This window comes from Deltaproteobacteria bacterium, assembly GCA_018668695.1.
Lineage (GTDB): Bacteria > Myxococcota > XYA12-FULL-58-9 > XYA12-FULL-58-9 > JABJBS01 > JABJBS01.
The window spans coordinates 65,200-91,962 of the sequence record JABJBS010000383.1 but is presented as its reverse complement, the minus strand read 5'-3'; the positions used below and the strand labels follow the sequence as shown (position 1 = coordinate 91,962).

At 51.4% G+C, this 26,763-nt stretch carries 23 protein-coding genes; 14 read left to right on the top strand and 9 right to left on the bottom strand.

From position 1 onward, the window contains the following. Position 1: 1 nt before the first annotated feature. From HOK28_22710 to HOK28_22675, 8 genes are all read right to left on the bottom strand, one after another. Positions 2–907 (bottom strand): glycosyltransferase family 2 protein, encoded by a 906-nt coding sequence (locus HOK28_22710; GenBank protein MBT6435921.1) that lies wholly within the window; start codon positions 905–907, stop codon positions 2–4. 40 nt (positions 908–947) lie between these two features. Then, positions 948–1,355, bottom strand: a complete 408-nt coding sequence (gene atpC / locus HOK28_22705; GenBank protein ID MBT6435920.1) for an ATP synthase F1 subunit epsilon — start codon at positions 1,353–1,355, stop codon at positions 948–950. 23 nt (positions 1,356–1,378) lie between these two features. Continuing rightward, a complete protein-coding gene (gene atpD / locus HOK28_22700; protein MBT6435919.1) occupies positions 1,379–2,872 on the bottom strand; it encodes a F0F1 ATP synthase subunit beta in 1,494 nt (497 codons plus the stop codon). Positions 2,873–2,943: 71 nt separating this feature from the next. Next, a complete protein-coding gene (gene atpG, locus HOK28_22695; GenBank protein ID MBT6435918.1) occupies positions 2,944–3,807 on the bottom strand; it encodes an ATP synthase F1 subunit gamma in 864 nt (287 codons plus the stop codon). A gap of 2 nt (positions 3,808–3,809) precedes the next feature. Next, on the bottom strand, positions 3,810–5,345 hold the full coding sequence (locus HOK28_22690) for a F0F1 ATP synthase subunit alpha (GenBank protein MBT6435917.1): 1,536 nt from the start codon (positions 5,343–5,345) through the stop codon (positions 3,810–3,812). A gap of 29 nt (positions 5,346–5,374) precedes the next feature. Further along, positions 5,375–5,923, bottom strand: a complete 549-nt coding sequence (atpH, locus tag HOK28_22685; protein MBT6435916.1) for an ATP synthase F1 subunit delta — start codon at positions 5,921–5,923, stop codon at positions 5,375–5,377. After that, positions 5,920–6,546 (bottom strand): hypothetical protein, encoded by a 627-nt coding sequence (locus tag HOK28_22680; GenBank protein ID MBT6435915.1) that lies wholly within the window; start codon positions 6,544–6,546, stop codon positions 5,920–5,922. The genes atpH and HOK28_22680 overlap by 4 nt, the downstream gene beginning before the upstream one ends. Positions 6,547–6,559: 13 nt before the next feature. After that, a complete protein-coding gene (locus HOK28_22675; protein ID MBT6435914.1) occupies positions 6,560–6,985 on the bottom strand; it encodes a hypothetical protein in 426 nt (141 codons plus the stop codon). 275 nt (positions 6,986–7,260) lie between these two features. Between HOK28_22675 and HOK28_22670 the strand changes: the two genes are divergently transcribed. The 5 genes from HOK28_22670 to HOK28_22650 all read left to right on the top strand — a co-directional run bounded on the left by HOK28_22670 (position 7,261) and on the right by HOK28_22650 (position 13,948). Beyond that, positions 7,261–8,376: a hypothetical protein gene (locus HOK28_22670; GenBank protein ID MBT6435913.1), complete on the top strand. Its 1,116-nt coding sequence runs from the start codon at positions 7,261–7,263 to the stop codon at positions 8,374–8,376. Positions 8,377–8,539: 163 nt separating this feature from the next. Then, entirely contained in the window at positions 8,540–9,199 is a 660-nt protein-coding gene (locus HOK28_22665) for a hypothetical protein (protein MBT6435912.1), read from the top strand. A 24-nt stretch (positions 9,200–9,223) separates the two neighbouring features. Beyond that, positions 9,224–10,777, top strand: a complete 1,554-nt coding sequence (locus HOK28_22660) for a hypothetical protein (protein MBT6435911.1) — start codon at positions 9,224–9,226, stop codon at positions 10,775–10,777. After that, a complete protein-coding gene (locus HOK28_22655) occupies positions 10,777–13,668 on the top strand; it encodes a hypothetical protein (protein MBT6435910.1) in 2,892 nt (963 codons plus the stop codon). Before HOK28_22660 ends, HOK28_22655 begins: the two co-directional genes overlap by 1 nt. A 10-nt stretch (positions 13,669–13,678) precedes the next feature. Next, positions 13,679–13,948: an AtpZ/AtpI family protein gene (locus HOK28_22650; GenBank protein MBT6435909.1), complete on the top strand. Its 270-nt coding sequence runs from the start codon at positions 13,679–13,681 to the stop codon at positions 13,946–13,948. Here the strand turns inward: HOK28_22650 and HOK28_22645 are convergent. After that, entirely contained in the window at positions 13,902–14,681 is a 780-nt protein-coding gene (locus HOK28_22645) for a ribonuclease HII (GenBank protein ID MBT6435908.1), read from the bottom strand. The genes HOK28_22650 and HOK28_22645 overlap by 47 nt on opposite strands. Positions 14,682–14,800: 119 nt before the next feature. On the opposite strand from HOK28_22645, the gene HOK28_22640 reads away from it, so the two are divergent. From HOK28_22640 to HOK28_22600, 9 genes are all read left to right on the top strand, one after another. After that, positions 14,801–15,895, top strand: coding sequence for a hypothetical protein (locus HOK28_22640; protein ID MBT6435907.1), 1,095 nt, complete (start codon positions 14,801–14,803; stop codon positions 15,893–15,895). Positions 15,896–16,052: 157 nt separating this feature from the next. Further along, positions 16,053–16,523 carry a chemotaxis protein CheX gene (locus tag HOK28_22635; protein ID MBT6435906.1) on the top strand — a complete coding sequence of 157 codons (471 nt, stop codon included), beginning with the start codon at positions 16,053–16,055 and terminating at the stop codon, positions 16,521–16,523. 111 nt (positions 16,524–16,634) lie between these two features. Continuing rightward, positions 16,635–18,236: an HDIG domain-containing protein gene (locus HOK28_22630; GenBank protein MBT6435905.1), complete on the top strand. Its 1,602-nt coding sequence runs from the start codon at positions 16,635–16,637 to the stop codon at positions 18,234–18,236. Between the two features lie 5 nt (positions 18,237–18,241). Then, a complete protein-coding gene (locus HOK28_22625) occupies positions 18,242–19,048 on the top strand; it encodes a hypothetical protein (protein MBT6435904.1) in 807 nt (268 codons plus the stop codon). A 70-nt stretch (positions 19,049–19,118) separates the two neighbouring features. Then, positions 19,119–20,540, top strand: coding sequence for a metalloprotease TldD (tldD, locus tag HOK28_22620; protein MBT6435903.1), 1,422 nt, complete (start codon positions 19,119–19,121; stop codon positions 20,538–20,540). A gap of 19 nt (positions 20,541–20,559) precedes the next feature. Further along, positions 20,560–21,930, top strand: a complete 1,371-nt coding sequence (locus tag HOK28_22615) for a TldD/PmbA family protein (GenBank protein MBT6435902.1) — start codon at positions 20,560–20,562, stop codon at positions 21,928–21,930. Between the two features lie 10 nt (positions 21,931–21,940). Next, complete coding sequence (locus HOK28_22610) at positions 21,941–23,818, top strand: HAMP domain-containing protein (protein ID MBT6435901.1); 1,878 nt, start codon at positions 21,941–21,943, stop codon at positions 23,816–23,818. Further along, complete coding sequence (locus tag HOK28_22605; GenBank protein ID MBT6435900.1) at positions 23,811–25,940, top strand: response regulator; 2,130 nt, start codon at positions 23,811–23,813, stop codon at positions 25,938–25,940. The genes HOK28_22610 and HOK28_22605 overlap by 8 nt, the downstream gene beginning before the upstream one ends. A gap of 24 nt (positions 25,941–25,964) precedes the next feature. After that, positions 25,965–26,747 (top strand): tryptophan 2,3-dioxygenase, encoded by a 783-nt coding sequence (locus HOK28_22600; protein ID MBT6435899.1) that lies wholly within the window; start codon positions 25,965–25,967, stop codon positions 26,745–26,747. Positions 26,748–26,763: the final 16 nt, after the last annotated feature.

The following is a 26,763-nucleotide window of genomic DNA, read 5'->3' as shown; positions in this document are numbered from 1 at the left end:
GCTACTTGCCGCGCTTCTTGGAGCGCTTCAGCACGATGGCCGCACTTCTCAGTAGTGTTTTCGGGACACTGCTGAGCAAAGCAGGATCTGAAAAGAGGCGTTTTACAAGGCGCACGCTTTCCCAGCTAAGAGCCAAAGGCGCGTAACTTAAGAAACGCCATGGGTTTTCATTCTTCGCCCACAAAAGGTAGCGGTTGGAAAAAGCTCTCGCTCGCAGCGGAGACGGTTTTCCATCGGGGCCTCGGCGGCAGTGGTCCACCACTGCATCAGGCACATAGAAGTGCTTGTAACCACGCCGCCCAAGACGCCACGCCAGATCAACATCCTCGTAATATGCGAAAAACTCTTCATCAAAAGGCCGCGGGCAGAGCGCCAAAAGTGACCTTCGCCGATAGAGTGTCGCGGTGGCCGACGGTCCAAAGATCTCACAGGGTTGGTCGTATTGCCCAATGTCGGGCTCGCCGTGGCCTCGGTCCAGTGGCCTCAAGGCGTAGTGACCTAAATCGATCCCAGCAGAATCAATGAACTGGCGGCCATGCTCGAGGTAAACCATTTTACCAACGGCGCTGGCTCCATCCGGATGATTCTCGAGTTCGGTGTACAAAGTCTCTAAGTAACCAGGCCGTAAAGTAGCGTCGTCATTTAGATAAAACACATAAGAGAGTTCAGTTTTCGCCAAGCCTTCATTACAGGCATAACTGAAACCTTTGTTTTCAGTTTCTTGATGTAAAACAATGGGCAAGTTTGAGCGCGCTATAATCTCAAGCGTAGCGTCTTGAGATCCATTGTCGATGATGTGAATTTCCCGAGCACCCTGGTCTCTTAAAGACTCTAGGCAACCTTCGATCACCTCGGCACTGTTCCAGGTGATGATGATGATTGAAATCGGTAGGGGAGATTGGGTCATTAAAGGCAAAAAAAGAGCCCGCTAGGCGGGCTCAATTCAATCAATGTGCTGCATGCTTGGCTGCTTGCAGCCGGACGGTTGCCCGGCGCGCTCTGGCCATTTCTGCATGGTATTCAGGAGCAGCAGAATCAAGTGATTTAAGCTTGGACTCTGCATCAGCAAGTGCCTTGGTTGCTCGCTCGACATCAATGTCGCGAGCATTTTCAGCACTTTCAGCCAGAACAGTTACTCGGTCATCACTGACTTCGAGAAAACCACCGCTTACCGCGTAGGTATCTGAACCATTTGCTTGCTGGAGAACCACCAAACCTTCTTTAAGATCTGCAAGCAGGGCACGGTGTCCCGTTAAAACGCCTACTTCACCTAAAGCCGACGGTGCCAAAACCTCTTCATAGGTTCCTGCCGCAATCGGACTTTCTGGGGTTACAATATTTACCTCAAGACCCATGATGCACTCCTCTCACCAGCTTATTAAGCAGTGAGCTTCTTGGCCTTCTCAATTGCTTCTTCAATGGTACCAACCATGTAGAAAGCTTGCTCAGGAAGAGCATCGTGGTCACCGCGAACGATTTCAGCGAATGCCTTGATGGTATCCTTAAGCTCAACATAAATACCCGGTGTACCAGTGAAGACTTCAGCAACGAAGAATGGCTGGCTTAGGAATTTCTGAATCTTACGCGCACGGGCAACAACTGCCTTATCTTCGTCGTTCAATTCATCCATACCGAGGATTGCAATGATGTCTTGCAATTCTTTGTAGCGTTGCAGGATTGCCTGCACTGCGCGAGCTGTGTTGTAGTGCTCTTCACCAACAACCTGTGGGTCAAGAAGACGGCTACTTGAATCCAGTGGATCAACCGCTGGGTAAATACCAAGCTCGGAAATCTGGCGAGAAAGAACTGTTGTCGCATCCAAGTGAGCAAACGTTGTTGCTGGTGCGGGGTCAGTCAAGTCATCGGCAGGTACGTAAACAGCTTGTACCGAAGTAATCGATCCCTTAGCTGTTGATGTAATTCGTTCCTGAAGTGCACCCATTTCAGTTGCAAGTGTGGGCTGATAACCAACCGCTGAAGGAATACGACCGAGAAGGGCGGAAACCTCAGAACCTGCCTGAGTGAAGCGGAAGATGTTATCAACGAAAAGAAGTACATCTTTTCCTTCATCATCACGGAAATACTCTGCTGCAGTTAGAGCAGAAAGAGCAACACGTGCACGTGCTCCCGGTGGCTCGTTCATCTGACCATAAATCAGAGCTGCCTGGCTCTTGCCTGGCTTAAGCTTGAGCTTGCCGTTTTCGTCTTTAACGAGCTCGCCGTTTTCGTCGTGCTCAACCTTGATAACGCCTGATTCAATCATTTCGTAGTAAAGGTCGTTACCCTCACGAGTACGCTCACCAACACCGGCGAATACAGAGAAACCGCCGCGGGCAACCGCGATGTTACGAATCAGTTCCATAATCAAAACGGTTTTACCAACACCGGCACCACCGAAGAGACCAATTTTACCACCACGAGCATAAGGAGCGAGAAGGTCGATAACCTTGATGCCTGTTTCGAATGTTTCAACGGCAACGTTCAATTCAGCAAACGTTGGTGGGTCGCGGTGAATCGGGCGGTAGATTTTTGCATCAACTGCACCCTGCTCATCAACTGGATCACCAACTACGTTTAGAATTCGTCCAAGAATTTCAGGACCAACAGGCATACCAATCGGTGCACCCGTTTGGCGAACAGCTGTACCGCGAACGAGGCCTTCAGTTGAGTCCATCGCAAGTGTACGAACGGTGTTGTCACCGATGTGCGACGCTACTTCGAGGATAAGGTTATCTTCCGTATCATCGATGTTAACGTTGGTAACTTTGAGTGCGCTGAGGATATCAGGCAAGTTACCCGCTGGAAATTCTACGTCCACTGCAGGCCCGATGACCTGAGTAATTCGACCGGCTGCCATAGCTTCTGCAGTCATGTTCTTACTCCACTTGAGTCTTCTGTCTCAAAACAGGATACCTTTTGAGCATCCCTAAAAAATTTTCGTTCTTAGTTAAGAGCTTCCGCTCCACTTACGATTTCCATCAATTCCTGAGTAATCGCGGCTTGGCGCGCTCGGTTGTATTCGAGCGTCAACTTGTCGCAGATTTCGATAGCGTTCTTCGTCGCTGAATCCATGGCGCTCATTCGCGCACCATGCTCAGATGCCTGACTTTCAAGCATTGCTCGCCAAACCAAAATGGCTACGTAGCGAGGAACCAAGCTTTCAAGCACTTCAGCCGCACCCGGCTCATAGATGTAGTCCGCCGAGTCACCGGTTGATTCCGGTGCCACAGGCAAAAGCTCATCCAAAGTTACAATCTGATTGATTGCACTTTTGAACTGGTTGTAGAGCAGATAAACGTGGTCGTACTCTTCGCTCAAGAACTTGCGTGAAAACTCATCCGCCAAATCAGAAGCAGAACGGAAGTTCATGCCATCAAAAATGCCTGGGTTATCATGCAGCGTCACAGCTTTCTTACGAAAGTGATCTGCACCTCGGCGGCCAAGAGTTGCGACTTCGATTGAATCGAATCGCCCTTCGTTCTCTTTAAAGAAGAGATCGGCACGCTTGAGGATGCTTGAGTTGAAACCGCCGCATAAACCTCGGTCACTGGTTAAAACCACCAACAGAGCTTTACTTGGCTTACGACGCGCTAAAAGCGGGTTCGTTTCGTCGCCGCCGTCAGCTGTGACACTACCTGCAACACGCTCTAAAGCTTGTCCAAGTTCTGTCGCATAAGGCCGAGCAGCGTTGATTGCGTCTTGAGCACGTTTAAGTTTAGAGGCGGCCACAAGTTTCATGGCGCCTGTAATCTTCTGCGTGTTCTTGACCGATTTAATTCGGTCTCGGATATCGCGGAGTGATGCCATAATCAGTTACTCGTGTTGAAACCGTCATTGAATTCCTTAAGCACTTTTTCGATGGCTTCAACCACCTTAGGCTTCAGGTCACCTACTTCTTCGATAAGCGCTACAACATCTGCATGCTTCGCACTTACAAAGCTTTCGAGCTCTGAACAGTAGCGTTTCATGTTGTTTGTTGGGATGTCGCGAACCCAAGTCTTGCTCTCGCCAGGAATGTTCTTCGTTCCTGCATAAAGCTGAATAACCTGGTGTCCAACTGTAAGCGGTACGTATTGTCCCTGCTTCAGCATCTCTACCAAGCGCTCACCAGCAGCAAGCTGCTCTTGAGTTGCTTTGTCGAGGTCGGAACCAAACTGAGCAAATGCTGCAAGTTCGCGGAACTGAGCAAGTGTTAGTCGGAGTGTACCAGCAACCTTCTTCATCGCTTTAATCTGCGCGGCGCCACCAACACGTGATACCGAAATACCGACGTTTACAGCGGGGCGCTGACCAGCTGCGAAGAGGTTCGATTCCAAGAAGATCTGACCATCTGTAATCGAGATAACGTTGGTCGGAACGTAAGCTGAAACGTCACCGGCCTGTGTTTCAATGATTGGAAGTGCAGTCAAAGAACCACCGCCTTCTGCATCAGACATCTTCGCTGCACGCTCAAGCAAACGAGAGTGAATGTAGAATACATCACCAGGATATGCTTCACGGCCAGGAGGACGACGAAGGAGAAGTGAAAGCTGACGATAAGCAACTGCTTGCTTCGACAAATCATCATAAATGATAAGTGCGTGCTGACCGTTGTCGCGGAAATACTCGCCCATGGTTACACCCGCATAAGGAGCGAGGAACTGCATCGGAGCAGGTGCTGCAGCCGGAGCTGAAACAACCGTGGTGTATTCCATTGCACCGTGGCTCTTAAGCTTATCAACAACCTGTGCAACCGTTGATTGCTTTTGACCAATCGCAACGTAAATACATTTTACGCCAGTGGTCTTCTGGTTGATGATGGTATCGATTGCAATCGCAGTTTTACCGGTTTGACGGTCACCAATGATAAGCTCACGCTGGCCGCGGCCAACAGGAATCATTGAGTCAATCGCCTTGAGGCCAGTTTGCATCGGCTCATGAACCGACTTACGAGGAAGAATACCAGGGGCCTTAACTTCCAAACGGCTGCTGAGCTTAGCGTTGAGGTCGCCTTTTCCATCGATAGGCTGACCCAGTGCGTTTACAACGCGGCCAAGCATCTCAGGTCCAACCGGCACAGAAGCAATCTCGCCAGTTCTCTTAACGATGCCACCTTCTTTAAGGCCGTAACCAGAACCCATGACAGCAATACCTACGTTGCCTGCTTCAAGGTTAAGGACGATACCTTTGGTTCCGTCAGAGAATTCGACGGTCTCACCTGCCATTGCGGCACGAAGGCCATAAACGCGGGCAATACCATCACCGATTGAGAGTATCGTGCCAGTTTCGGCGACTTCTACTCGTCGATCGTAATCGGCGATTTGCTCTTTAATAATGCTACTGATTTCTTCGGCACGAATCTGCATGTGTCGTTCCTACTGTTAGGTCAAAAAACTTAGGCGGCGCCCGTTTGGAGGCGGTCGCGAACCAATTCGAGTTGTCGTTTAACGCTGTTGTCCAGAGTTAAGTCACCCACCTGGCAAACCAGGCCTCCGAGAAGAGTTGGGTCAACTGTGGTTTCAATTGAAACAGGCTTGCCGAGGCGGTTTTGAAGCGCTCCTGCAATACGTTTTTCTTGATCTGGGCTGAGCGCGATTGCACTCTTTACGAGTGCGCGAAGTCGTCCGGCTTTTTCGTCAGCAATGGCCAGTAAATCCTGAACCACATCATCCAAATGTGCCATTCGATTGTTTTTTGCGAGCAATAAAACCAAGTTGGTCGTTTCCTGCCCTGCATCCACCTTCGCTAGAATTTTCTTGAGAATGTCTTCACGGACATTTTTCAAAGATGGGTTTTCGATGATTTCACGAAGCTCTGCACTTTCAGCGTAAGCTTGCTGAAATAGGATAATTCCTTTTGAGAGCCCTTCAACTGCCGTTACGCCTGCACGCTCAAGTGCCGCTTCTACGGCTGCACGGGCATATCGCTTGCCTGCTGCACTCATGCTGCGCCTCCTGCGGATGAAGATGTTTCGAGTTCAGTGATAGCTTCTTCGAGCAACCGGGTCTGATCACCGTCGGTGATATTTGCCTTTAAGCGTTCTTCTGCATCCTTCAAAGCACCCAGCGCCGCAAAAGCCTGGAGGCGAAGACCTGCTTGAGTAAGCTCTTGGTCCACGATTGCAGTAGAGTCGGTCTTGATACGCTCACCGTATGCATTGGCATCTTCAACCAGCTTGTCACGCTCAAGTGCGCCGTCTGCTTTACTGCGCTCGATAAGCGCGTTGCCTTCGGCATCAACATTGGCAAGCTTGCTCTGGTACTCATCGTGAGTTTGCCGAGCCTGTGCGTGCGCTGCTTCGTTTTCTTCAATCGTCTTCTTAATGAGTTTGTGGCGATTCTCGAAAGCTGCTGCCATTGGCTTCTTCACGAAGTGCACCAAGAGGCCTGCGAAAATAACAAAGTCGACGATGAACCAACCGAGAGGGAGCTTATGGGCATCCCAGTTCCACCAGTTGATATCAGAGAAGCTTGCTTGCCCACCGCCACCGGCGGCTAATGCCACGCTGGACGCCAGCATAAGCGCTGATGCGAAAGTAATCTGAGCTGCTAACTGTCTTCTAATCATTCGACAATCTTCCTCAAGCTACGCGTCGACCGAGAACTTTTTCAACCAATTGGTCTGCAAGCTCTTGTCTCTGGCCATCAAGTTCTTCACGAGCGGTCGTTTCAGCCTTCGAAATCTCTGCCCGCGATGCGTTCAGTGTTTCGAGAACTTCAGCACGAGCAGCCCCGACAATCCGTTTCTCTTCGTTGCGTCCATCAGTTCGCAGCGAGTCACGTTCGCGGCTTGCTGCAGCACGAGAGTCAGACAGGCGGGCCTCGTAGGCATCCTTGTCCTGACTTGCAAGATCCTTCAGGCGGTCGACTTCAGCGCGCGCCCCATCGGTCTTGTTCTCGCGTTCGTCTATGACGCGTTGAAATGGTTTGAGTAGTAGCGGCGTCAGTACTCCAAGAATGAGCACATAAATGCCGAACTGAATCAGAAAAGTAACATCGATATCCATCGGTTAACCTACTCGTTCGAATTGCTAAAATCCGTTATAAATCCGAGAGCGCTGGCTTCCTACATGTGTTGTACGCAGGGCGTCAAGTCTGTGAGCTTCGAAACGTTCATAATGTGGACTCGAAGTAACTTTTAACGACCAAAGATGGGTAATTTCCTTTTAGGCATAGTGGGTTAACCAATTTTGGCCGTGATCGCATACAATTGTGATTATTGGGCTTTAGCCCCAAGGAAGACCTTGAGCATTTCGGGTAAGCATGGAACACTCAGCGGGTTGTGCGGGAACATCGTTATTTTACATACATCTACCTCCTGGGTCTCTCTGTCTTTGCGACCAGCTGTGTAGCCAAGCCCGGTAATATCCGTAGTTTGATCGACCTGCCGGGACCCAAGCGGCAACCTTCGCGCCCGGAAGCACCCTCTCAACCAGAGAAATTCCCAGCAGTTTCGCTTGTTTGGGAGCGAACGCAAGATCAGGAGCCGGCGGTTGCGTGGAACTTAAAGACATCCCCAAAAAGAAATGTAAAAGGTCAACACAAGTCCGTCGACGCCGGCAGCCACCAACTTAACCACCCCGAGCCCTTGCTGGAAGCGCCCCGCACCCGGGCAGCAGTGGGACGTAATATCGGTCCGTTTTGGCTTCCACCCGTTCCTCAAGGAGCGACCGAGCGAGCATTCGACCAAGATTTGCACCAGGCCTTAACAATCCTGGTCAACAAAGGGCGAAACCCTTCAGCCCGACTGGCCACGCTGAAAAACAGACTTTTGCGCCACCCGAAGCTGGAAAATCTCCGTAAACTCTGGCTTCCCACGATTGAAACGGCTCAAGAATACGGCCGAGTCACGATTGCATTGCGCGAGCCTCTCAGCATTTTGAAGCGAGCCTTTCGTAAAGCCCGATTCGACGAGTATTACGGCGTGTACCGAGATATCGACCTCGCCAGTTGCCGCTGGGCTACCAGGCGGAGCATCGAGCTTTTACCAGCCAGTCAGGACGACACATTCGAAGTCGTGGTCAAGGGGCTTGGGCGTCACAGCCTAGCAAGTGTCGCCACCTTGTGTGAGCAAGCACTTGCCGTCGAGCTCTCCGAACGGGAGTTCCCAAAAATCAAAGGCAGGCGTAATCTTCGCCGACTTGTCCAAAAGGCATACGAAAAGGAAAACCCACAGCACAAGGTTTACCAAACAAGCGTTCCCGGTGCCTGGCAAAGTGACGGGGGTGGGTTTCTGTTGCGGGCAGTCATGGGGATTGAGCGCAAAAGTAATTTCCCACACACGCAATGTACAATCGAAGAAGTTGAATTAAGCGCTCGTAAAAAGCGCAACAAACAAAATCCCGAGTGCTGCGAAATTGTGCGCTCACTTGCTATCGAGTGCGAACGTCTTCGATAAACTCAGTACCAAACTCTTTCTCAACATAGGCCGCAGCGGGCAGATGCCGCGCAATTGTAATTTTTAGCCCCTGCAGCTCAACCGATTGATTGTGAAATAGTTGCAATCCCTGGGTCGGCAGTGCTTTTCTGCTTTTACCCATTTCAGCAAGGAGCATGTGAGAATGCGCAGTGCCATTACCTTCATGGCGATTATTTTCAGCACGCTTTGCGGTGCAACTGCATTGGCCCAAGATGATGGCCAAGCCGCGGTAACGCCCCAAACTTCTGCCCCTGAAACCATCGCTTTAAATCAAACACCAACTCTGAAACCCGCGACTTTGATCTCTCCGCTCGATGGAGTTGTTGGGCATCTTGGCATCGGCTACTTCACCGACTTTGCTCCTCTTGGATTGAGGTACTGGTTCTCCGATACCTGGGGCCTTGATGTGGGCTTTGATGTTGCGATCTCAAGTGGCAACGGAGAGGCCTGGCGCCTCGGAGCAGAAGTAGGCGGAGTTTACGCCTTGGCAAGCTATCATTATGCTGTCGTCTTCACCCGGCTGGGTTTGGGCCTTCGCGCAACCGATGCTACCCAGGGCGGCGAAGGGGCCGATGCTCCCGCTGAAAATTTACCTGCACGCTTTGATATTCACTCAAGCGCATTCATTGGCGCAGAGCTTTTTCTCGGAGCCCTCGGGTTTCCCAATATCAGCTTACAAGGGGGCTACGGTTTGAGTGCCACCTACACTTATCAAGGTGGTTCTGCTTTCGTACTCGGCACAACCAATGGCGGATTGAACGTCGTCGGATCAGGTATCCTCGGCTTCCATATCTACCTTTAACCCCCTCTCCACGTGGAACGAAATATGAAACACGCCGAGACTCCTAGACTCGTATTTTTTATTTTCTTTGCAATGCTTCAAGGTTGCTCAGGGCTTAACAGTGAATGCTCAGACGGCATTGATAACGATGGCGACGGGTTGGTCGATACTTTTGACCCAGCTTGCCAGCGGCTCACCGACATACCTGCACGCTGCCAAGATCCATTAGATGGGTTGCAAGTAAGCGACCCTGCCTGCAGTCAGAGCCAGCGCGGTGCCTACGAAGCCGCTGACCCCATCTGCGCCAACCGCAAAGATGACGATGGTGATGGGCGCATCGATCAAGATGATCCTGGTTGCCAAAATCACTTAGGCCAATACACACCCCATGCCATGACAGAAACCAACCCGCAGTGCTCGGACGGAATCGACAACGATGGCGATGGTTTTATCGATCATCTAACAGATCCAGGATGCGGCGGTATGGCCTCAGGCCGTGCCGAGAACATCGACCCACCCTGTGCTGACGGCCGCGACAACGACGGCGACGGCAACATCGATTACCCACAAGACCCTGGATGCGACGGCCCTTTTGACACCACCGAAAACAACCCAGAATGTTTCGACGGGCTCGACAATGACGGAGACAGCTTTACTGACTTTCCTAACGATCCTGATTGTATGTCACTTTACCAGGACCGTGAACGAAGCTTTGCTTGCGGCGACGGAATCGACAACGACCGAGATGGCACAGTGGATTACCCACAAGACCCTGGATGCGAAAGCCTTACCGACGATAACGAAATCAACGCAGCATGCTCCGACGGTATCGACAACGACGGAGATGGCCTCATCGACGTTGGCGGACTCGACACCAATGGTGACGGCGTTGCCAATACCCCTCTTGATCCAGGGTGTGAGAGTGCTCAAGACACCGATGAAACCGATGGAGTTTTGCCGGCCTGCTCCGATGGCATCGATAACGATGGCGACGGAGCTGCCGACTACCCAAGTGACCCCGATTGCGAGAGCGAATCAGACCCTGATGAAGCGCCCGATGGCGAATGTTCAGATGGCGTTGATAACGATGGAGATGGTCTCATCGACTACACCACGCAAACCAGCCCTGGCGACCCCGCTTGCGATGCTGGACTTGGGGTCGAGAGCCCCGATCCTGTTTGCGCCGACGGAATCGATAACGACGGGGATGGCCGAGCTGATTTTGCTGGAGTCGATTTTAACAACGACTCAGTATACGATCTTCCCGGAGAGATCCCTCCCGACCCTGGTTGCTTAAGTGCCGTAGACCTTTTCGAATCAACCAAACCGCAATGTTCGGATGGGATCGATAATGACGGAGATGGTACCACGGATTACCCCGCGGACGCAGCCTGCGCCCATCGTGCTGACTCCAATATAGATGGGCTAAGAGGCCGCAACGAAGGCTCTCCCTCGCAGTGCTCCGATGGCATCGACAACGATGGAGATGGCCTCATCGACTTCGAACCCGAGTTTCTAAGCAATGGCAGTGCTAACCCTGATTTTGCAAACGGGGACCCTCAATGCACCGGACTCTTTGACAACGGGGAGGCTCTCTGATGCTCCGTAAAATCACTTCGGCAATTTGCCTCAGCGCCCTCACCGCCTGCAGTGCACCAATCGGCGGAATTGAGCACAATGCTTCATCGCGGTCTCAAGCACTTAATCTTAGAAATTACATGCCTGCCGACGGCGTTTTGGGTCAGCTGGACTTTTACCGAAATACGTCGCCGGTTCTCGATGGGCACAGCCTTAATGTACCGATGGCCGTAACCCGACTTGGTGCGCATTTGCTCGTCGCAGATCATAACAACAACCGCGTGCTGGGTTATGCTGCAGGTCAAACCGGAGTCATTCCGGACGAGGCCAGCTTGGTTATTGGGCAACTCGATTTCTTATCTAAAGACTTCGAGGGAATTGACTCCAACCTCAAGCTTGCGCCCCGGCGCATGGCTACAGATGCCTCTGACCGACTTTATATTGCTAGCGATGACAGCGGTATTTGGCGGATCTTTGTGTACGATAACCCGTTTATTCACGACTCGTCTCATGAGTATGAACTCCTCGACCTCCCTCAAGAAGTCAGCGCTATAGGGTCGATTGCTCCTGATCGCTTTGTTGTCAGTGGTGGTCCCAGCACAAGTGATGAGACCATTCATTTTTATGCAACCGATCACCTCGACGCTCCTGCACTGCGCCAAGGAGATGTCCCCTCGCCCTGCAACGGGGACAGCGGCATCCGAGGCTTTGTAAGACTTCAAAATTATTTCACCGTTGCCTGCGCTACCGGGGTTTATGCTGCCATCATCGACGAAACCACAGGCTTCTTAGAACCCTTAGACAGTGACCCCACTCAGGCCAATTGGACCCATGTTCTTCAAGGCTTTTCCGATATCAGCGCCATTGACGGTGTGGGCGGAATCGTTAACGGGGAAGAACGCGATGAGGCTTTTATTGCGGAGTTCTCCACTCACCGTGTCGTGCCTGTGCCGCGCCCTGTGTATTATATCGATACACGCCGAGACGGCCTTCAAGTTGAGCCTTATGATGTCACTGTGCATCCAGACTTCCAACGTTACCTTGGCCATGCCGATTTGAGTCTCGGCGCAGTTGACCCAGCTCTTGCCGGAGGCCCCAATTACCACCCCGATCCAGAGCAACTGGGCAACCCATCACAATGGGGACTTCACTCTCCAAGAGATCTTGCCTGGAGTGGTGACGAACTTTGGGTGGCCGACCAAAACAATCATAGAGTTGTTCGCTTTCAGACCAGTATTGCGAACCTCGAGGAAGAAGCCGAAGAGATCTTCACCGCACAACAAGTGATTGGTCAGGTTGATTATACCCACACTCATCGTAACCGAGTGGACGGCCGCTCTATCATTGCTCCAAACGATGTGGCCCTGGTTTCCAACGGTCAAAGTTCCCACCTACTTACAACCGACTCTGGCGCTCATCGCGTGGTCGTTCACACCCTCGCCGATAGAGCTGCCAATGGCGCTATGGCAGATGCGGAAACTTTACGAGGCCAAGCTACTCTTTTTGACTATGCTTCGAATCAAGGCACCAACAATGAAGATGGAGAGGGTTTTAACTACCCCACCTGCATCGATGTTGATCCCATATCCAATCGGGTAGCAGTTTGCGATTTCAACAACCAGAGGATCGTTGTTTATGATTCTTACAATTCAGGTACGGCCCCCATAGCGATTATTGGACGTAACCCTGAAGGCCCGCTTGGTATTAGACAAACTTTTCACGGCCTCGCGATTCACGGCAACTTTGTCTTTGCCGCATCCGGAGACAATGAAAACGATATTTTGGCCAACCGAATCCAAATCTACGATTTGCGTAATCTGGCCACGGAAGATGGCGCGCCTGATTCAATCTATTTACCGGTCCATGTCATTGGGCAAGACTTCGACGGCGTATCTCTTCCCGTCAACGTCTGCAATCAAAATGACACAACAGGCCCCGATACAATCTGCGACGTAAAGAATCTTGCGACCGATGAGTTTGGAAACCTTTGGGTAGGCGACCGCGGCAACAATCGCATTCTGATGTTTCAAGATCCAACGGCCCACCTTACCGGTGCCGACGAATCGGCTCGGCTTGAGTCAGTGATTGCCGATCTGGTCATCGGCCAACCCAATATGCTCAGCAATGCATCATTTGCCGGCGCAGGCGATGATGCCTATTCAAGATTTGTTGAAGTCGGGGACTTTGCTCTCACGGGCGGCGAGGAGCCCGGGCTCTGGGCCATTGATGCAGGCAACAGCCGCGTCCTCTATTTTCCAACGCCTCATATCGCGGATCCAACCAGTGGCATGGCACGAGCCACTCATACCTTAGGCAGTAATTTCCACCCCGGCTCCGGCGCCTACAGAGCCGACAACCGCAGCGTCAATGCGCCATCGGGAGTTGCTGTAACCCCGGACGGAAAGCTTATCTTTATCGCCGACCGGGGGTTTAGCCGAGTCCTGCGCTTTACCCTCAACGACGCCCCTATACTTTCACTCTCAGGTGAAGACGATTCGTTGCAACCTGCTCACATAAAGGCCGAAGAAGGAACCAGTGTGGCGGTTCGGATCAATGCCGCCGACCCCGAGGGTGACAATATCGATCTCGAGGTCGTTGGGCTCAATGCTCATTTAAGTTTTGACCCGGCGCCTCAAACCCTGATTTTCGATGCCACAGATCTCAGTGCTGGGTACAAAGCCTACGCCACGATTATAGCGAAGGATTCTAGCGCGCGGACCAACCGCACTGAACTTGCCGTAAGTTTTGAGGTTGTTCAAATCCAAAGCCCAAGCCCCACCCCTCAAGTTACCGGTACTGAACGGGCCCCTGAATCCATTGGCGGCGGCGGCTGCCAAAGCACGCCTATTTCCGCCCTCGCGCTTGTTATCCCATTTCTCTTGATATACCGACGCCGTGCGAACGAAATCTAAAGGATTAGGTATGGGCCAGAAAAATAAAGGACTGACTGAGCGACAACGGATGTGGCGTCTTGCGGGACGTTATTCAAGTGTCGGTGTTGAGATGGCCGTGTGTATTGGCGGTTCAACTTTGGCAGGTCATTACGCAGACAGGCATTTCGGAACCAAACCCTGGCTCTTTCTATTCGGCCTGGTGGTAGGAACCGGCGCCGCAATCAAAGCCGTGGTCCGAATCGTTCGACAGTTTAAAGCAAGCAATCGCGAACAGGACCAAACGTCTGCCGATGAATAGGTGTTGGGCCTAAACGCTTTAAAGCTTCCACATGCACTTTGGTCGGATAGCCTGCGTGGTTTTCGAAACCATAGCCCGGGTACTCCTTCGCATATTCATGCATAAGTTCATCGCGATACACTTTCGCCAAAATACTCGCCGCCGCAATGGTTTGGCTTTTGGCGTCACCGCCCTTGATTGCAAGTTGCTCCACACCAATGCCCGGCACCGAGCGTGCATCGACCAAGAGATAATCTGGCTTAATATTCAAGCCGCTGACAGCCCGGCGCATTGCTTCGCGAGAGGCTTGATAAATATTGAGGTCATCGATTTCAGCGGGTGAGCAAAAACCAAGCGAATAGCTTACGGCCAACTCTTTGATCTCTTGCTCCAAGGTTTCCCGGCGTTTTGCGCTCAGCTTTTTTGAGTCATTCACATAGGGGATGAGGACCTCAGGGGGTAGCACCACAGCAGCTGCGACCACCGGCCCAGCCAAGGGCCCAGCTCCCACTTCATCCACGCCCGCTACATGGAGAATGCCGCCCTTCCAAAGCTTACGCTCGAAGTTAGTCATTTGAACCAAGCGCTCTTGCTCTTGGGTGTCCTGTTCTTTTTTCCGGATCGCCGCCGCAGCCAACTTACGGGCGCCCTGACGAGAATCCCCTTTAAGTTCAGCGATCTCCACCTCTCCTAGTTTATTTTGCTCCAGGAGCTTAGAGAGTTGAGCAATCGATAATTCTGATAATTGGGGCATCATTCCTCGCTAGGTATGCAGAGGACATACCCTAACATACTTGGGTCAGAGGTCACGCTCAGAGTAAATACATTCTTCTGCCGCTTGTTGGCATCTCCGGAAACCCTTAAGATTTCTCCATGACTTCAAGTAATCCAGAAGAAGTACTGCCGGAAACGTCGCGCCCCGGACTTGCCGATGTGCTGAAAAAGTGTGCTGGTCAAAAGCACATCATTGCCATTCGTGGTTTTCCGGATCCCGACAGCATTGGCAGCGCAATGGCACACGCTTTTCTTTGCCAGAACTACGACATTGAAACGATTATCCTCTACTTCGATGATATTTCGCATCAAGAGAACCGGGCGCTGGTGAAGAAGCTTGCGATTGAAATGGTTCGGTATGAGGCCAAACTCGATCCAGACAACTTTGATGGCGTTGTGATCGTAGACTCCCAGCTCTTTCAGCTTCCGGGACGCCTTGAGAACCTGCCCGTCATATCCATTGTCGACCACCATAAGCTCCAGATCGAAACCGAAGCGGAATTCGTGGATGTTCGTGAAGATTGCGGTTCAACCTGCTCAATTTATGCAGAATACTTCATGGAAGGTCTGGCGATCTTCGACAGAGAAAACCCAGCCTGTGCAAAACTTGCCAGTGCTCTGCTTTACGGAATCCGAAGCGATACCGACGATTACCTCCTGGCACGCGAAATTGACTACCGAGCTGCCTCGTATCTAGCACCCTACGCTGACCACGAGCTTTTGATGTCGATTTCAATGCAAAGCATCTCGCCGCGAACGATGGAAATCACTCAGCGCTGCTTTGCCAACAAGGTGATCGCCGACACGTTCATGATCGCCGGCGCTGGCTTTGTGAGGGAAGAAGACCGCGACAGCATCGGCCAAGCAGCCGATTACTTACTGCAGCGAGAAGGAATCGACACGGTCCTTTGCTACGGGATCGTCAACAATCAATTTATAGATGGCTCGCTGCGGACAACCAGTAATGTGGTTGAACCCGACCGATTCATCAAAGAGCTTCTTGGTAAAGGTCCCCATGGTGAGTTTTATGGGGGCGGCAGAGCCGATAAAGGAGCCTTCAAAGTGGATTTAGGGCTATTTTCAAACAACACCGACCGCGAGCTTTTATGGGATATTTCCAAGAAAACCGTGGAAGGCCTATTTTTTAATAAGATCGGCATCAATGCAGAAGAACAAAAACGGACAACTGGCTAAAATTTTTAGGTTTTCTAGGCACTTGGTTTAGGAAAGCTGCGCACTACGTGCATTTTTTGTCGGGATTGCTGGTATAGAATACGATAGCGGTATACACCCGCTAGTCAATATGGCACCTATGCGGCGCAGTAGGCTGGTTGGTGGCTAAAGAATTGGGATGAATCAAGGTATGTCCGTAAACGATAACGACTTATTCGACATTGTCCGCTCGGTCTGGTCGACAGTCGTGTCCCTTGATCTCGAACGCAGTGCGGATGGCTCGTCACGAGACGATATCAACAGTGAATTTCTCTGCGCCTGGATGGAAGCAACCGGCACATGGCAAGGTGGTCTCCTCCTGAGCTGCCAAGAATCACTGGCCCGAGAAGCTGCATCCATTATGTACGAAGTTGACGACAGCATGCTTGGTGAAGATGCGGTTCATGACACATTTGGCGAGCTGGCCAACATGATTGCCGGTTCGACCAAGGTTTTGCTGCCCGCGGGCGTCACCCTTGAGCAGCCCATGGTTCTTGAAGAAGCCGAATTGCCGGAAGCTTGCTTAAGCACATGGCCCCAGCTCAATATTGCGACCCACAACGACGATCAAATGCTCTATGTTTCGCTTTTTCGATGGGACGAAGAATAAACTTCGCCCAGCCATCAAAAACGCCATTTCCTTAAAAATCGATCTTCTAGTTGGTAAAGTCTCTTACCAGTCGTATTCTCAATGGTAGACTCTTATTTAGGCTATCACGCGATGATTAATCTAAGCTTTTGGAACATATGTATCTTTGGAGGAGGCGCCGCGCTCTTAAGCGCCTTCCTGCTCCATTTACGTTACAACCAGAAGCGTACTCAGATTCAACGAGACATGGACCGCCTCAAAAATGAAACCCGCGCGCTTCAAAAAGCTTCAGAAGAAAAAGCGCAGCGGGATGCTACTGCTCGTAAGACGCTGCTCCAGATTCAGCTAAACAACGAAAGTGAAGAAAACACCTCGATTGTAGAGAAGCGTGAAACAGCTCTGAAAAACCGGCTGGAACGCCAAGCCCAGCGGCTCCAAAGATCTCGTGAAGATCAACAAGTCATTCAAGGCCGCGAAACCAACTTAAAGAGCCAGCAAGCCCAACTTGAAAATCTCGTTCAGCAAGCTGTAGCTGCGGAAGCTAAAGAGCTGGCATTGCTCGAAGAGCGCTCCGGCGCTTTACAAAAGGCCTTGCTCAAAGAATGTGTCCAAGAGCGCAAAGACGAAGCTAAGTGGCGAGCAAAACGGTTTTTAACGAAGAGCCGCGATGAGCAAGAGCAAAACGCTACCTTCAATGCCCGCCAGCTTATGGGGAGAATGATGGAACGAATTTCCGTTTCAGGTCACCTTGAAAGAATTCAAAATATCATCCCGTTCCCTAATCCTAAAACAAAAATTATCTTCGCAGATCCAGAGAGCGATGCTCGAAAAATCCTGCACGAGCACATCGACTTCACACTTGAAGAAGGCAAGCTGGAGAACTCTCTACTTGTTCGTGGCGACGACCCTCTAGGGCGTGAAATCGGTCGGCGTGTTTTGAGGCAGCTTTCCAACAAAAGCATCTCGGCATCCAACAAGGTTCGAACAATCTGTAAACGTACCAACGAAGAGATTGACCGCGAACTTAAAAATGCTGCTCGCAAAGCCTTTAAAGAGCTCGGGCTCAAAGAAGCTCATCCAGACATTATGGCCCTCGTGGGAAGACTCAAGTTCCGTTTAAGCTACAGTCAAAACCAGCTTAAACATGCCGTTGAGGTTGCTTACCTCTCAGGCATGCTGGCTCAGGAAATGGGACTCGATGTTCAATTGGCAAGACGGGCCGGTCTTTTACACGACATCGGTAAAGCGATGACTCACGAACGGGAAGGTTCCCACGCCGTCCTAGGAGCCGAAGTTGCACGAAGATGCCGAGAAAATGAATGGGTCAGCAATGCCATTGGCTCGCACCACAACGACGAACCCATGGAGACGCCCTACGCCTTTATCGTCACGGCCGCCGACGCGATCAGCGGAGCGCGACCTGGTGCGCGGCGAGAGACCATCACGCTCTACCTCGATAGGGTTCGACAAATTCAAGATATCGCAAGCCGCCACCCTGAAGTTGAAAGGGTGGATGTAATGCATGCTGGCCGCGAAGTTCGCATCATGGTGCCCGGCCGTGAAGAAAACCCAGAGAGCGGCAATAAAAACACCAAAATGCGATACGTTCCCGACGAAGAGCTGCATCCACTGGCTGAAGACGTTGCTCGCGACCTTGAGGATGAAATGGTTTTCCCGGGTCAAATTCGAGTCACGGTTATCCGTCATTCATGTGCAGTCGCGGTCGCTAAATAAAGTATATGATCCTATTTCTTTTACAGTTTATCTCAACGGTCTTAGTTATTGGCGAAGTCTTGGCCGCCGCGATTCACCACTTCGATAGCGTAAGCAGTGGGCGCACCGCAGGCCCCTCCATTATTAGAGATTATGCCGAAGCCGCTCTTGGAAACTTCTTAGCAACGCTGGTAGCCGTGGCACTGTGCCCATGGGCCATCATCATGCACAAAAGAAGAGAGTTCGACCCCAATGGAGGACCGCCCATTTGCTTGGTCAGCGGCACATTGTGGGGCTGGGGAGGACCGATGTACGGGCTTTACAAATCCCTCCGGGCAAAAGGCGCACGTAATGTCTACATCCTACCCGTTGCTTTTTCACGTGGGGCTATTGACCGTATGGCCGACAACTTATGTGAAGAACTCGAACGCTTCAGCAGCCTGATTGGCGGAGAAAAACCTTACCTCGTCGCCCACGGTATCGCCGGGCTCGCTGCACGCCTCGGACCATCCCAAAGTCCTGGGCGCTATTGCCAAGCAACTTTCACCGTCGCTACGCCGCACCACGGAACCCGTCTTGCGGTTTTTATGCCGGGTCAGCTTGGCTTTCAGCTCCAACCGGGTTCACCCTTGCTCCAGGCTTTAAATCACGAACCTGGCGACTGCGTGCTTACATTCCACAGCCCACTCGACAGCCAAATCATTCCCGCAGAGTCAGCCTGCTTCGGTCAACGCGTCAGTAGCCTCGGCGGCTCAGGTCATTTGAGCATTCTTTGGAACGCCCAGTTGTGTGAGCAAATTTTAAGCGAAATCACCAGTGCTCCATCATCGTAATCAATCCCCTTTTTTTCGTGATTTTTCAGGTGTTTGCCTACGCTGTTTTTGCTGCTATCCCTAGATAACTATGCAAACACAGCTCACACAGTCCGTTCCGGTATCCCTTCTCGAAGAACTGCTCAGCATCGCCATGGGACGTGGAGCAAGCGCAGCCGATATCTACGTGGAACGAACCACTGCCAGCAGCGTTTCATTGGAAGAGAAAAAAATTCGAGCCACGGCCCATAGCGTATCCATGGGGGTTGGAATTCGAGTCATCGCCGGCACAGAAGTTGGTTACGCCTACTGCGATGACCTAGACCCTGCCGCTTTGAAAAAAACCGCAGAGGTCGCCGCTTCAATTGCCAAAGAAGGCGGAAGCCCTGGCCCGATTCAAATCAAAGCGTGTCCTGTCCCAAACCGTTACCCCATCAACGTAGCCCCCGACAGCATTGCGCCAGCAGAAAAAGTCGCCTTACTTAAACGCGGCGACGAAGTGGCCCACGCGTACGACCCTCGTATCACCCAGGTGATGGGAAGCTTCTCCGACAGCACCAAAGATATCCTCATCGCCACAAGTGACGGAACACTCGTCGACGACCGGCGCACGATGTGCCGGCTGAGTTTTATGGCGATGGTCATTGATGAAAAGGGCGAGCGACACACTGGAAGCCATGGCGGCGGCGGACGTGTGGGTTTTGACTTTTTCACTGATTTCAATCCCGAGATGGTCGCCACCGAAGCAGCCCGTATGGCGATCTCCCAAATAGGGGCGGGAGCTGCACCGGCCGGTCCTCAAACCGTTGTACTGAGCCCTGGCTGGAGCGGCGTTTTCTTGCATGAAGCTGTGGGTCACGGACTTGAAGCAGACTTTATTCACAAAGCGACATCTCTTTATGCCGGGCAGCTCGGAGAACAGGTCGCCTCAGATCTTGTGACGGTCATCGACAACGGCGAGCTTATGAATCGGCGCGGTTCACTCAACGTTGACGACGAAGGCACCGTCGCGAAAGAAAAAGTACTTATCGAAAACGGCATTCTTAAGGGGTATATGGTCGATAAACTCTCAGGCAGTATTATGGGAATTGAATCCACCGGCAGTGGGCGGCGACAAAACTACAAGTGCGCACCCATGCCCCGCATGACCAATACCTACATGGCACCGGGTCCCCATACTCACGAAGAGATTATTCAAAGCGTTCAAAATGGCCTCTACTGCGCATCTTTTGGTGGCGGGCAGGTCGATATCTCCAACGGAAACTTTGTCTTTGAAGTCCGCGAAGGTTACCTGATTGAAAACGGGCGCATCACAGCGCCAGTGAAAAATGCCACGCTCATCGGCGTCGGCCCTGAAGCCATGAAGAACGTATCCATGGTGGGCAACAACCCAGAGCTGGATCCTGGTATTGGAAGCTGCGGAAAAGATGGTCAAACAGTACCTGTGGGCGTGGGTATGCCAACCATTCGCATGGACGACGTCACGGTTGGCGGCACCGGCATAAGCCAATAGGTAAAGGGGATACTGCACAATGGAACAAAACGAGTTAAGTCATGAGCCCCTTCTGGAAGTTACGTCTGAGCTTTTAAAGCTCGCGAAAACTGCTGGGGTCGATCTGGCCGACAGCATGGCCTCTTACGGAACCGACTTTGAGGTTAAAGTCGAAAGCGGAAAAATCGGTACGCTCACTCAGGCCACGGCCAAAGCTGTTGGGCTGCGTGTTTTCGTCGGAAAAAAACTTGGGTTTTGCACCACCAGCGATTTCAGAAAATCGAGCCTTCAAGCGCTCGTTGAACGAACGGTTGCCATGGCCCATGAGGTTGAGGAAGACGAATTTAACGATATTGCTCGCGCCGAGTCAGGTACCCTTGATGCTGGTAGCCAATTTGATCCCTACGATCCTTCAATCGCCGCTTTATCTACAGACGAAAAAATTCGGATGGCCCATACCCTGGAACAAGCGGCCCGAGATACCGATTCAAGGGTTCAAAAGTTTCGCGACAGCGGCATTGCCTCTGGCGAATCATGGTCTGCGCTGCAAACCTCAACCGGCACCATTCGAACAACTCGGGGAACTGGGATCAGCGCGTGGTGCAACCCCATTGCAGAAGCCGATGGTCAACTTCAAACAGAAGTTTGGTATGATTCGCGGGCGCATCTTGAAGATCTTGAAAGTATGGAATCCATTGGCCAAAACGCTGCCGCCCGGGCTGCGCGTATGCTTGGAGCTAAACCGGTAGCCACTCAAAAGGCCGCGGTTATTTTTGAACCAATGATTGCCGCGGGTTTGCTCGGTGGCCTTATCGGCGCCATCAATGGTGATCTTGTCTACAAAAAGGCCTCATTTTTGGGAGATAAACTGGGTGAGCAAATCGCCTCGCCGGATATCACCATGATTGACGATCCTCACGTTTATCGCGGGCTTGCGAGCACCCCATTTGATGGCGAGGGGCTACCCACTTACCCGAAACGCATCTTAGACCGCGGAAAACTGACAACTTTTCTCTATGACAGTTACACTGCTCGTAAGGTCGGCGTCAGCTCAACTGCAAATGGCCGGCGAGGAGCTACCGGCATGCCGTCAATCGGTACCTATAATTTCTGTATTGAGCCCGGGCAAACCTCGCTCAAAGAAATGCTAAGTTCGGTACCTCGAGCCCTCATCCTCACCCGAGGTCTGGGACGCGGGCTTAATGCGATTACCGGAGAGTACTCGCGGGGCGCCAATGGTCTATGGGTTGAAAACGGAGAAATTGTGCATGCTGTTCAAGAAGTCACCATTGCCGGTAACCTCTTAGAGATGCTGCAAAACGTAGATTGCGTCGGTAATGATCTCATGGTCAAAGGCTCTACCCGCGCTCCCTCTATTCGAATTCAAGACATGACCATCAGCGGAAGCTAAGGGGAGCTCGGTGCGAATAGCCTTACAGATCAATGGAAAGATTTTACTTTCCACCAGCATCATCATTCTCGGGTATCTTTTCTCGATGGTTTTGAGCGTGGTCGTGGGTATCGAAAATATTCGCTTGCTTGAAGACACCACCGACACACTTTTTCCAGCCACTCGCTACAGTCAACAAGCTTTGTCGGCATTTGAAAACCAGTTAAAGCTTTATGAAAATGCCGTCGTTCTTGGCGAACCCAGCCAAGTCGAGCGCGCTCAAGAGTACGGGGAACGGGTACGTGACTCGCTGGAGCAGCTCACTCAACTTGTAAACTTGAATATGGACAATGTTGCAGAGGTGCATAACTTCAGTCGCAAACTCGCCGCGTTTACCCGAACGGCCAACGAAGTCTACGCCGCAAGCGCCGCCGGAACGCTCAACGATCCCAGCATCGGCAAACAAATGGGGAATCTGAGGCAAGAACAACAAGTTCTTCTCAAAGAGCTCGTCAACCTAGCCGACGTCTTCTCAAAAGAACTTAAGCAAGGCTTAAAAGCCGTCGTCAAAGATACAGAGCAGGGTCAAAGGCTGAACCTCTTGGCCTTTGTGATCGCCATCGCTGCTTCAAGTGTCATCATGCAGCTGGCAATTAATCGGCTTATCACACGACCGCTCGCGAGAACCGTTCGGATGCTTGAGGATTTAGGGCGCGGCCGTCTCGAGAGAAGACTGCGCATTGATACCAACGATGAAATTGGCCGAATGGCTCGGGCCATGGATGAGTTTGCCGATAACCTTAATAATAAAGTGCGTCTTGCCGAAGATATCGCAGCCGGTGATCTCTCCGTGAAGGTCGCGCTCGCATCAGAATACGACACCTTAGGTGAAGCCATGAATACGATGGCTGCCAACTTGAAAAACCACCAGGCCGCTATCGAAAGCAACATCGCAAGCCTTGAGATGCAGGCGATTGCCCTTAAAAAGGCAAACGATAACCTCACCAACGAAATCCAGGAACGTAAAAAAGCGCAAGCTCAGCTCACAGAAATGCAGGCCCAACTGCTTGAGACCTCACGCCAAGCGGGTATGGCAGAAGTGGCCACCGGAGTTCTTCATAACGTTGGAAATGTGCTCAACAGCGTCAACGTCTCCGCAACGCTCGTAGCCGACAAAGTCCGCACCTCTCAAGCCATGGGGCTGCGTAAAGTGACCAACATGCTCAAAGAGAATGACGAAGATATCGGCAACTTCTTAACAAACGACTCACGTGGCAAACAGCTCCCCCGCTACCTTGGCCTCTTGGCGGACAAGGTCGACGACGAGCGCGAGCTTTTGCTTGGTGAGATGCAAACACTGACCAAAAACATTGCCCACATCAAAGATATCGTCGGACTCCAGCAATCGTACGCAAAAGTTGCGGGCGTAGCAGAATCACTCTCACTCCAAGAGCTTGTGGAAGACGCCGTTCACATTAACCGATTGGCCATCGACCGAGGCCAAGTTCAGATCGTCAGAACAGGTGAGTTGCTCCTCCCTACAATTATGCTTGAGAAGCAGAAAGTGCTCCAAATTCTTGTGAATTTGGTGAAAAACGCATGCGAAGCAATCACCGAAAACCCTGAAAGTACAAAAAAGCTTTTCATTGCTATCCACCGAGTGGAAGGTCCGAATGTGCAGGTGACAGTAGAAGACACTGGAACCGGGATTTCAGAAGACAACTTAACCCGTATTTTCGCCCACGGATTTACCACGAAAAAAACCGGGCACGGTTTCGGACTCCACACAGGGGCCATCGCGGCTACCGAAATGGGGGGCTCTTTAACGGCATCCAGCGCAGGAGAGGGCAAAGGGGCTACCTTTATTCTTGAAATGCCATTAGTCTTTGCAGGTGACCACAATGCTTAGAGCTGATGAAAACGATAACAGCAGAATCCTTGTCGTTGATGACAACGAGGCAATTCATGAGGATTTTCGTAAAATTCTCTCCGCCGAGGACCATGCTGGGGAACTCGAAGATCTCGAAGCGAGCCTCTTTGGTGAGGATAATTCCGGCGATGCCCAATCCATGGGAGCAGGCTTTGAATTAACCTTCGCAAGCCAAGGAGCCGAAGGGCTTCAAAAGGCCCAGCAAGCCATGGAAAACGGTAAACCATTTGCCGTTGCGTTTGTAGACATGCGCATGCCACCTGGCTGGGACGGCTTAAAAACCATCGAGCACCTTTGGAAAGTCGATCCCAATATTCAAGTTGTCATCTGTACGGCTTTTGCAGATTACTCCTGGGGAGAGATCATTGAACGCCTCGGTCATACAGACAGGCTTCTGATTCTTAAAAAACCGTTCGATAATGTTGAGGTGAGCCAGCTTGCCATTTCACTCACCCGCAAATGGAGCTTGGCCCGTTTCGCCGAGATGCAACGTGAGGAGCTCGAGAGCATGGTGCAAAGCCGCACCCGTGAGATCCAAGCGGCACGTGATGAGCTGGTGGCAGCCAACCGCATCAAAAGTGAGTTTTTGGCCAATATGAGCCACGAGATTCGCACGCCGATGAACGGCATCCTTGGCTTTGTGGATATCCTCGTAGACGATGAAGACCTCAGCCCCGAGCATCTGGAGTCCGTTGAATTTATTAAACATTCAGCAGATAACCTCATGGGGATCATCGACCAGATTCTCGACCTCTCCAAGGTTGAAAGCCAGAGCTTGGCTCTGGATAATATCGATTTTGACCTCGAGCTGATGCTCTTTGATGTTTGTGACATTATCAAACGACGCTTTAAAGACAGCCCTGTAGAATTTATCGTTGATATTGAAAACATCCCCAGCACTGTCTCGGGCGATCCGACCCGTGTTCGTCAAATCCTGATGAACCTTGTGGACAATGCCGCTAAGTTTACCGCCGAGGGCCATATTATTCTTCGCACCTGTGTCGAAGAAGAAAACGACGAGACCATTGCCATCCAATTTGCGGTTGAAGATACCGGGATTGGAATCGCCGAAGATCAACAGTCCGTTATTTTCGAGTCCTTTAGGCAAGCTGACGGTTCAACCACCCGAAAGTTTGGAGGAACCGGCTTGGGGCTGGCTATCTCCAAGAACTTAGTCGAACAAATGGGCGGCCAAATGTGGGTGGACAGCACGGTAGGAGAAGGCAGTACTTTTTGTTTCCAAATCAACCTCGACAAGGCGTCCATAGCCCACCGGGCTCATCCACCGATTCGCTCAACCGAGCTTGAGGGACGCACTGCAATTCTAATCGACGATAACCGGGTCGCTCTCTCCATTACCTCCCGCACTCTGAAGGAGTGGGGTATGAAGCCGCTGGCTTTTAGCTCGGTAACAGAGGCACTCGGGCACCTATCAAAGACAGAAAATAAACCCGAAGTGGCTCTGATTGATATGATGCGGCCCGATCTTGAAGCACCCGAAGCGATGCGGCAGTTTACGAGCCACCCCTCTTTTCGTGGCATTCACTTGGTCGTCCTTACTTCTGAAGCAAGCCCTGGCTCCGCTAGGCTCTGCCAATCGATCGGATTTGAAGGATATTTGCCGAAACCAGTTCCCCGCGGGGCGATGCGTGACGTTCTATGCACTATTTTCGGCACCGAACCGCAAAGCGGGCAAAATCCGATCATCACAAGGCACAGCGCCCGAGAAGAACTTTTCAAAAATAAAAAAATTCTCCTTATTGATGACAATCCCACCACGGAAGCACAAAGTTTAAAGCTTTTAAGCCAACTCGGCACTCAAGTGGTCCCCTCTTGCTCCATGGCCGAGGCGGTCAACGAGATTTCTAAAGTGAGCTTCGATCTCATTTTGCTAGCTATCGACTCCCTGGCTGGAAAAAGTTTGGATGCCCTGCTGACCTTAAGTCGCACAAGTGGCAATGTTCCCGTCATCGGTATGACCGGTGACACCCAAAAAGTGGAAGCACAATCTTGTTTAAAAGCAGGCATGAGCGACATCATTAGCCTCCCTGCCAATAAGGAAGTTTTGGTTCGCATGATCCGCAAGTGGTGTTCAGAATAATTGCCCGGATCAAGGAATCAAAAAATGGAAGTCACCTATACGAGTTACCTTCAGGTTAACGAGCTCCTAAAACTTCAAAATGAGCTCTCAGACGGGCCCGAACACGATGAGCTTCTTTTCATCATCATTCACCAAGTTTATGAACTTTGGTTCAAACAAATGTTGCACGAGATCGACTATTTAGCGGTCAAACTCGCCCAAGGTGAAACCCCGACTGCACTGCATACGATGAAGCGAATGCGCACCATCTTAAAAACGATGGTGTCTCAAATTGATATCCTTGAAACGATGACGCCTATGAGCTTCGAATCTTTTAGAGATCGATTATCGACCTCCAGCGGCTTTCAATCGGCGCAGTTTCGAGAATTTGAATGTGCTCTGGGCAAGAGAAGTGCAGCGCTTTTAAAGACCCATCCAGAGGGCTCTGAGCAGCGTCGCCGCATTGAAGAGCGCATGGATAAGCCAAGCTTATACGAGACTTTTCTGCAGTATCTGCGCGATAAAGGGCACGGGATCCCAATGCCCGAAAAACCATATCCAAGAGAAGATTCTATTCATCCAGACGAAAAAATCCAGGATGCTTTGCTCGAGGTTTACAAGAATGCTCCGGTGATTACCCTTATTTGTGAACTCATGGTCGACATTGATGAGGGTGTTCAAGAATGGCGCTACCGGCACGTTAAGATGGTCGAGCGTACCATCGGCGCCAAAATAGGTACCGGCGGCTCAGCGGGTGCAGAATACCTGCGTAAAACCCTTTTTACGCCGCTCTTTCCGGATCTTTGGGCTATTCGCAGCCGCTTCTAATTCCTGATTCCCGTCC

Excerpts from the sequence above, each read along its gene's own strand:
- HOK28_22710 (MBT6435921.1), bottom strand. The coding sequence starts at position 907 with ATGACCCAATCTCCCCTACCGATTTCAATCATCATCATCACCTGGAAC.
- atpC (MBT6435920.1), bottom strand. The coding sequence starts at position 1,355 with ATGGGTCTTGAGGTAAATATTGTAACCCCAGAAAGTCCGATTGCGGCA.
- atpD (MBT6435919.1), bottom strand. The coding sequence starts at position 2,872 with ATGACTGCAGAAGCTATGGCAGCCGGTCGAATTACTCAGGTCATCGGG.
- atpG (MBT6435918.1), bottom strand. The coding sequence starts at position 3,807 with ATGGCATCACTCCGCGATATCCGAGACCGAATTAAATCGGTCAAGAAC.
- HOK28_22690 (MBT6435917.1), bottom strand. The coding sequence starts at position 5,345 with ATGCAGATTCGTGCCGAAGAAATCAGTAGCATTATTAAAGAGCAAATC.
- atpH (MBT6435916.1), bottom strand. The coding sequence starts at position 5,923 with ATGAGTGCAGCAGGCAAGCGATATGCCCGTGCAGCCGTAGAAGCGGCA.
- HOK28_22680 (MBT6435915.1), bottom strand. The coding sequence starts at position 6,546 with ATGATTAGAAGACAGTTAGCAGCTCAGATTACTTTCGCATCAGCGCTT.
- HOK28_22675 (MBT6435914.1), bottom strand. The coding sequence starts at position 6,985 with ATGGATATCGATGTTACTTTTCTGATTCAGTTCGGCATTTATGTGCTC.
- HOK28_22665 (MBT6435912.1), top strand. The coding sequence starts at position 8,540 with ATGCGCAGTGCCATTACCTTCATGGCGATTATTTTCAGCACGCTTTGC.
- HOK28_22660 (MBT6435911.1), top strand. The coding sequence starts at position 9,224 with ATGAAACACGCCGAGACTCCTAGACTCGTATTTTTTATTTTCTTTGCA.
- HOK28_22655 (MBT6435910.1), top strand. The coding sequence starts at position 10,777 with ATGCTCCGTAAAATCACTTCGGCAATTTGCCTCAGCGCCCTCACCGCC.
- HOK28_22650 (MBT6435909.1), top strand. The coding sequence starts at position 13,679 with ATGGGCCAGAAAAATAAAGGACTGACTGAGCGACAACGGATGTGGCGT.
- HOK28_22645 (MBT6435908.1), bottom strand. The coding sequence starts at position 14,681 with ATGCCCCAATTATCAGAATTATCGATTGCTCAACTCTCTAAGCTCCTG.
- HOK28_22640 (MBT6435907.1), top strand. The coding sequence starts at position 14,801 with ATGACTTCAAGTAATCCAGAAGAAGTACTGCCGGAAACGTCGCGCCCC.
- HOK28_22635 (MBT6435906.1), top strand. The coding sequence starts at position 16,053 with ATGAATCAAGGTATGTCCGTAAACGATAACGACTTATTCGACATTGTC.
- HOK28_22630 (MBT6435905.1), top strand. The coding sequence starts at position 16,635 with ATGATTAATCTAAGCTTTTGGAACATATGTATCTTTGGAGGAGGCGCC.
- HOK28_22625 (MBT6435904.1), top strand. The coding sequence starts at position 18,242 with ATGATCCTATTTCTTTTACAGTTTATCTCAACGGTCTTAGTTATTGGC.
- tldD (MBT6435903.1), top strand. The coding sequence starts at position 19,119 with ATGCAAACACAGCTCACACAGTCCGTTCCGGTATCCCTTCTCGAAGAA.
- HOK28_22615 (MBT6435902.1), top strand. The coding sequence starts at position 20,560 with ATGGAACAAAACGAGTTAAGTCATGAGCCCCTTCTGGAAGTTACGTCT.
- HOK28_22605 (MBT6435900.1), top strand. The coding sequence starts at position 23,811 with ATGCTTAGAGCTGATGAAAACGATAACAGCAGAATCCTTGTCGTTGAT.
- HOK28_22600 (MBT6435899.1), top strand. The coding sequence starts at position 25,965 with ATGGAAGTCACCTATACGAGTTACCTTCAGGTTAACGAGCTCCTAAAA.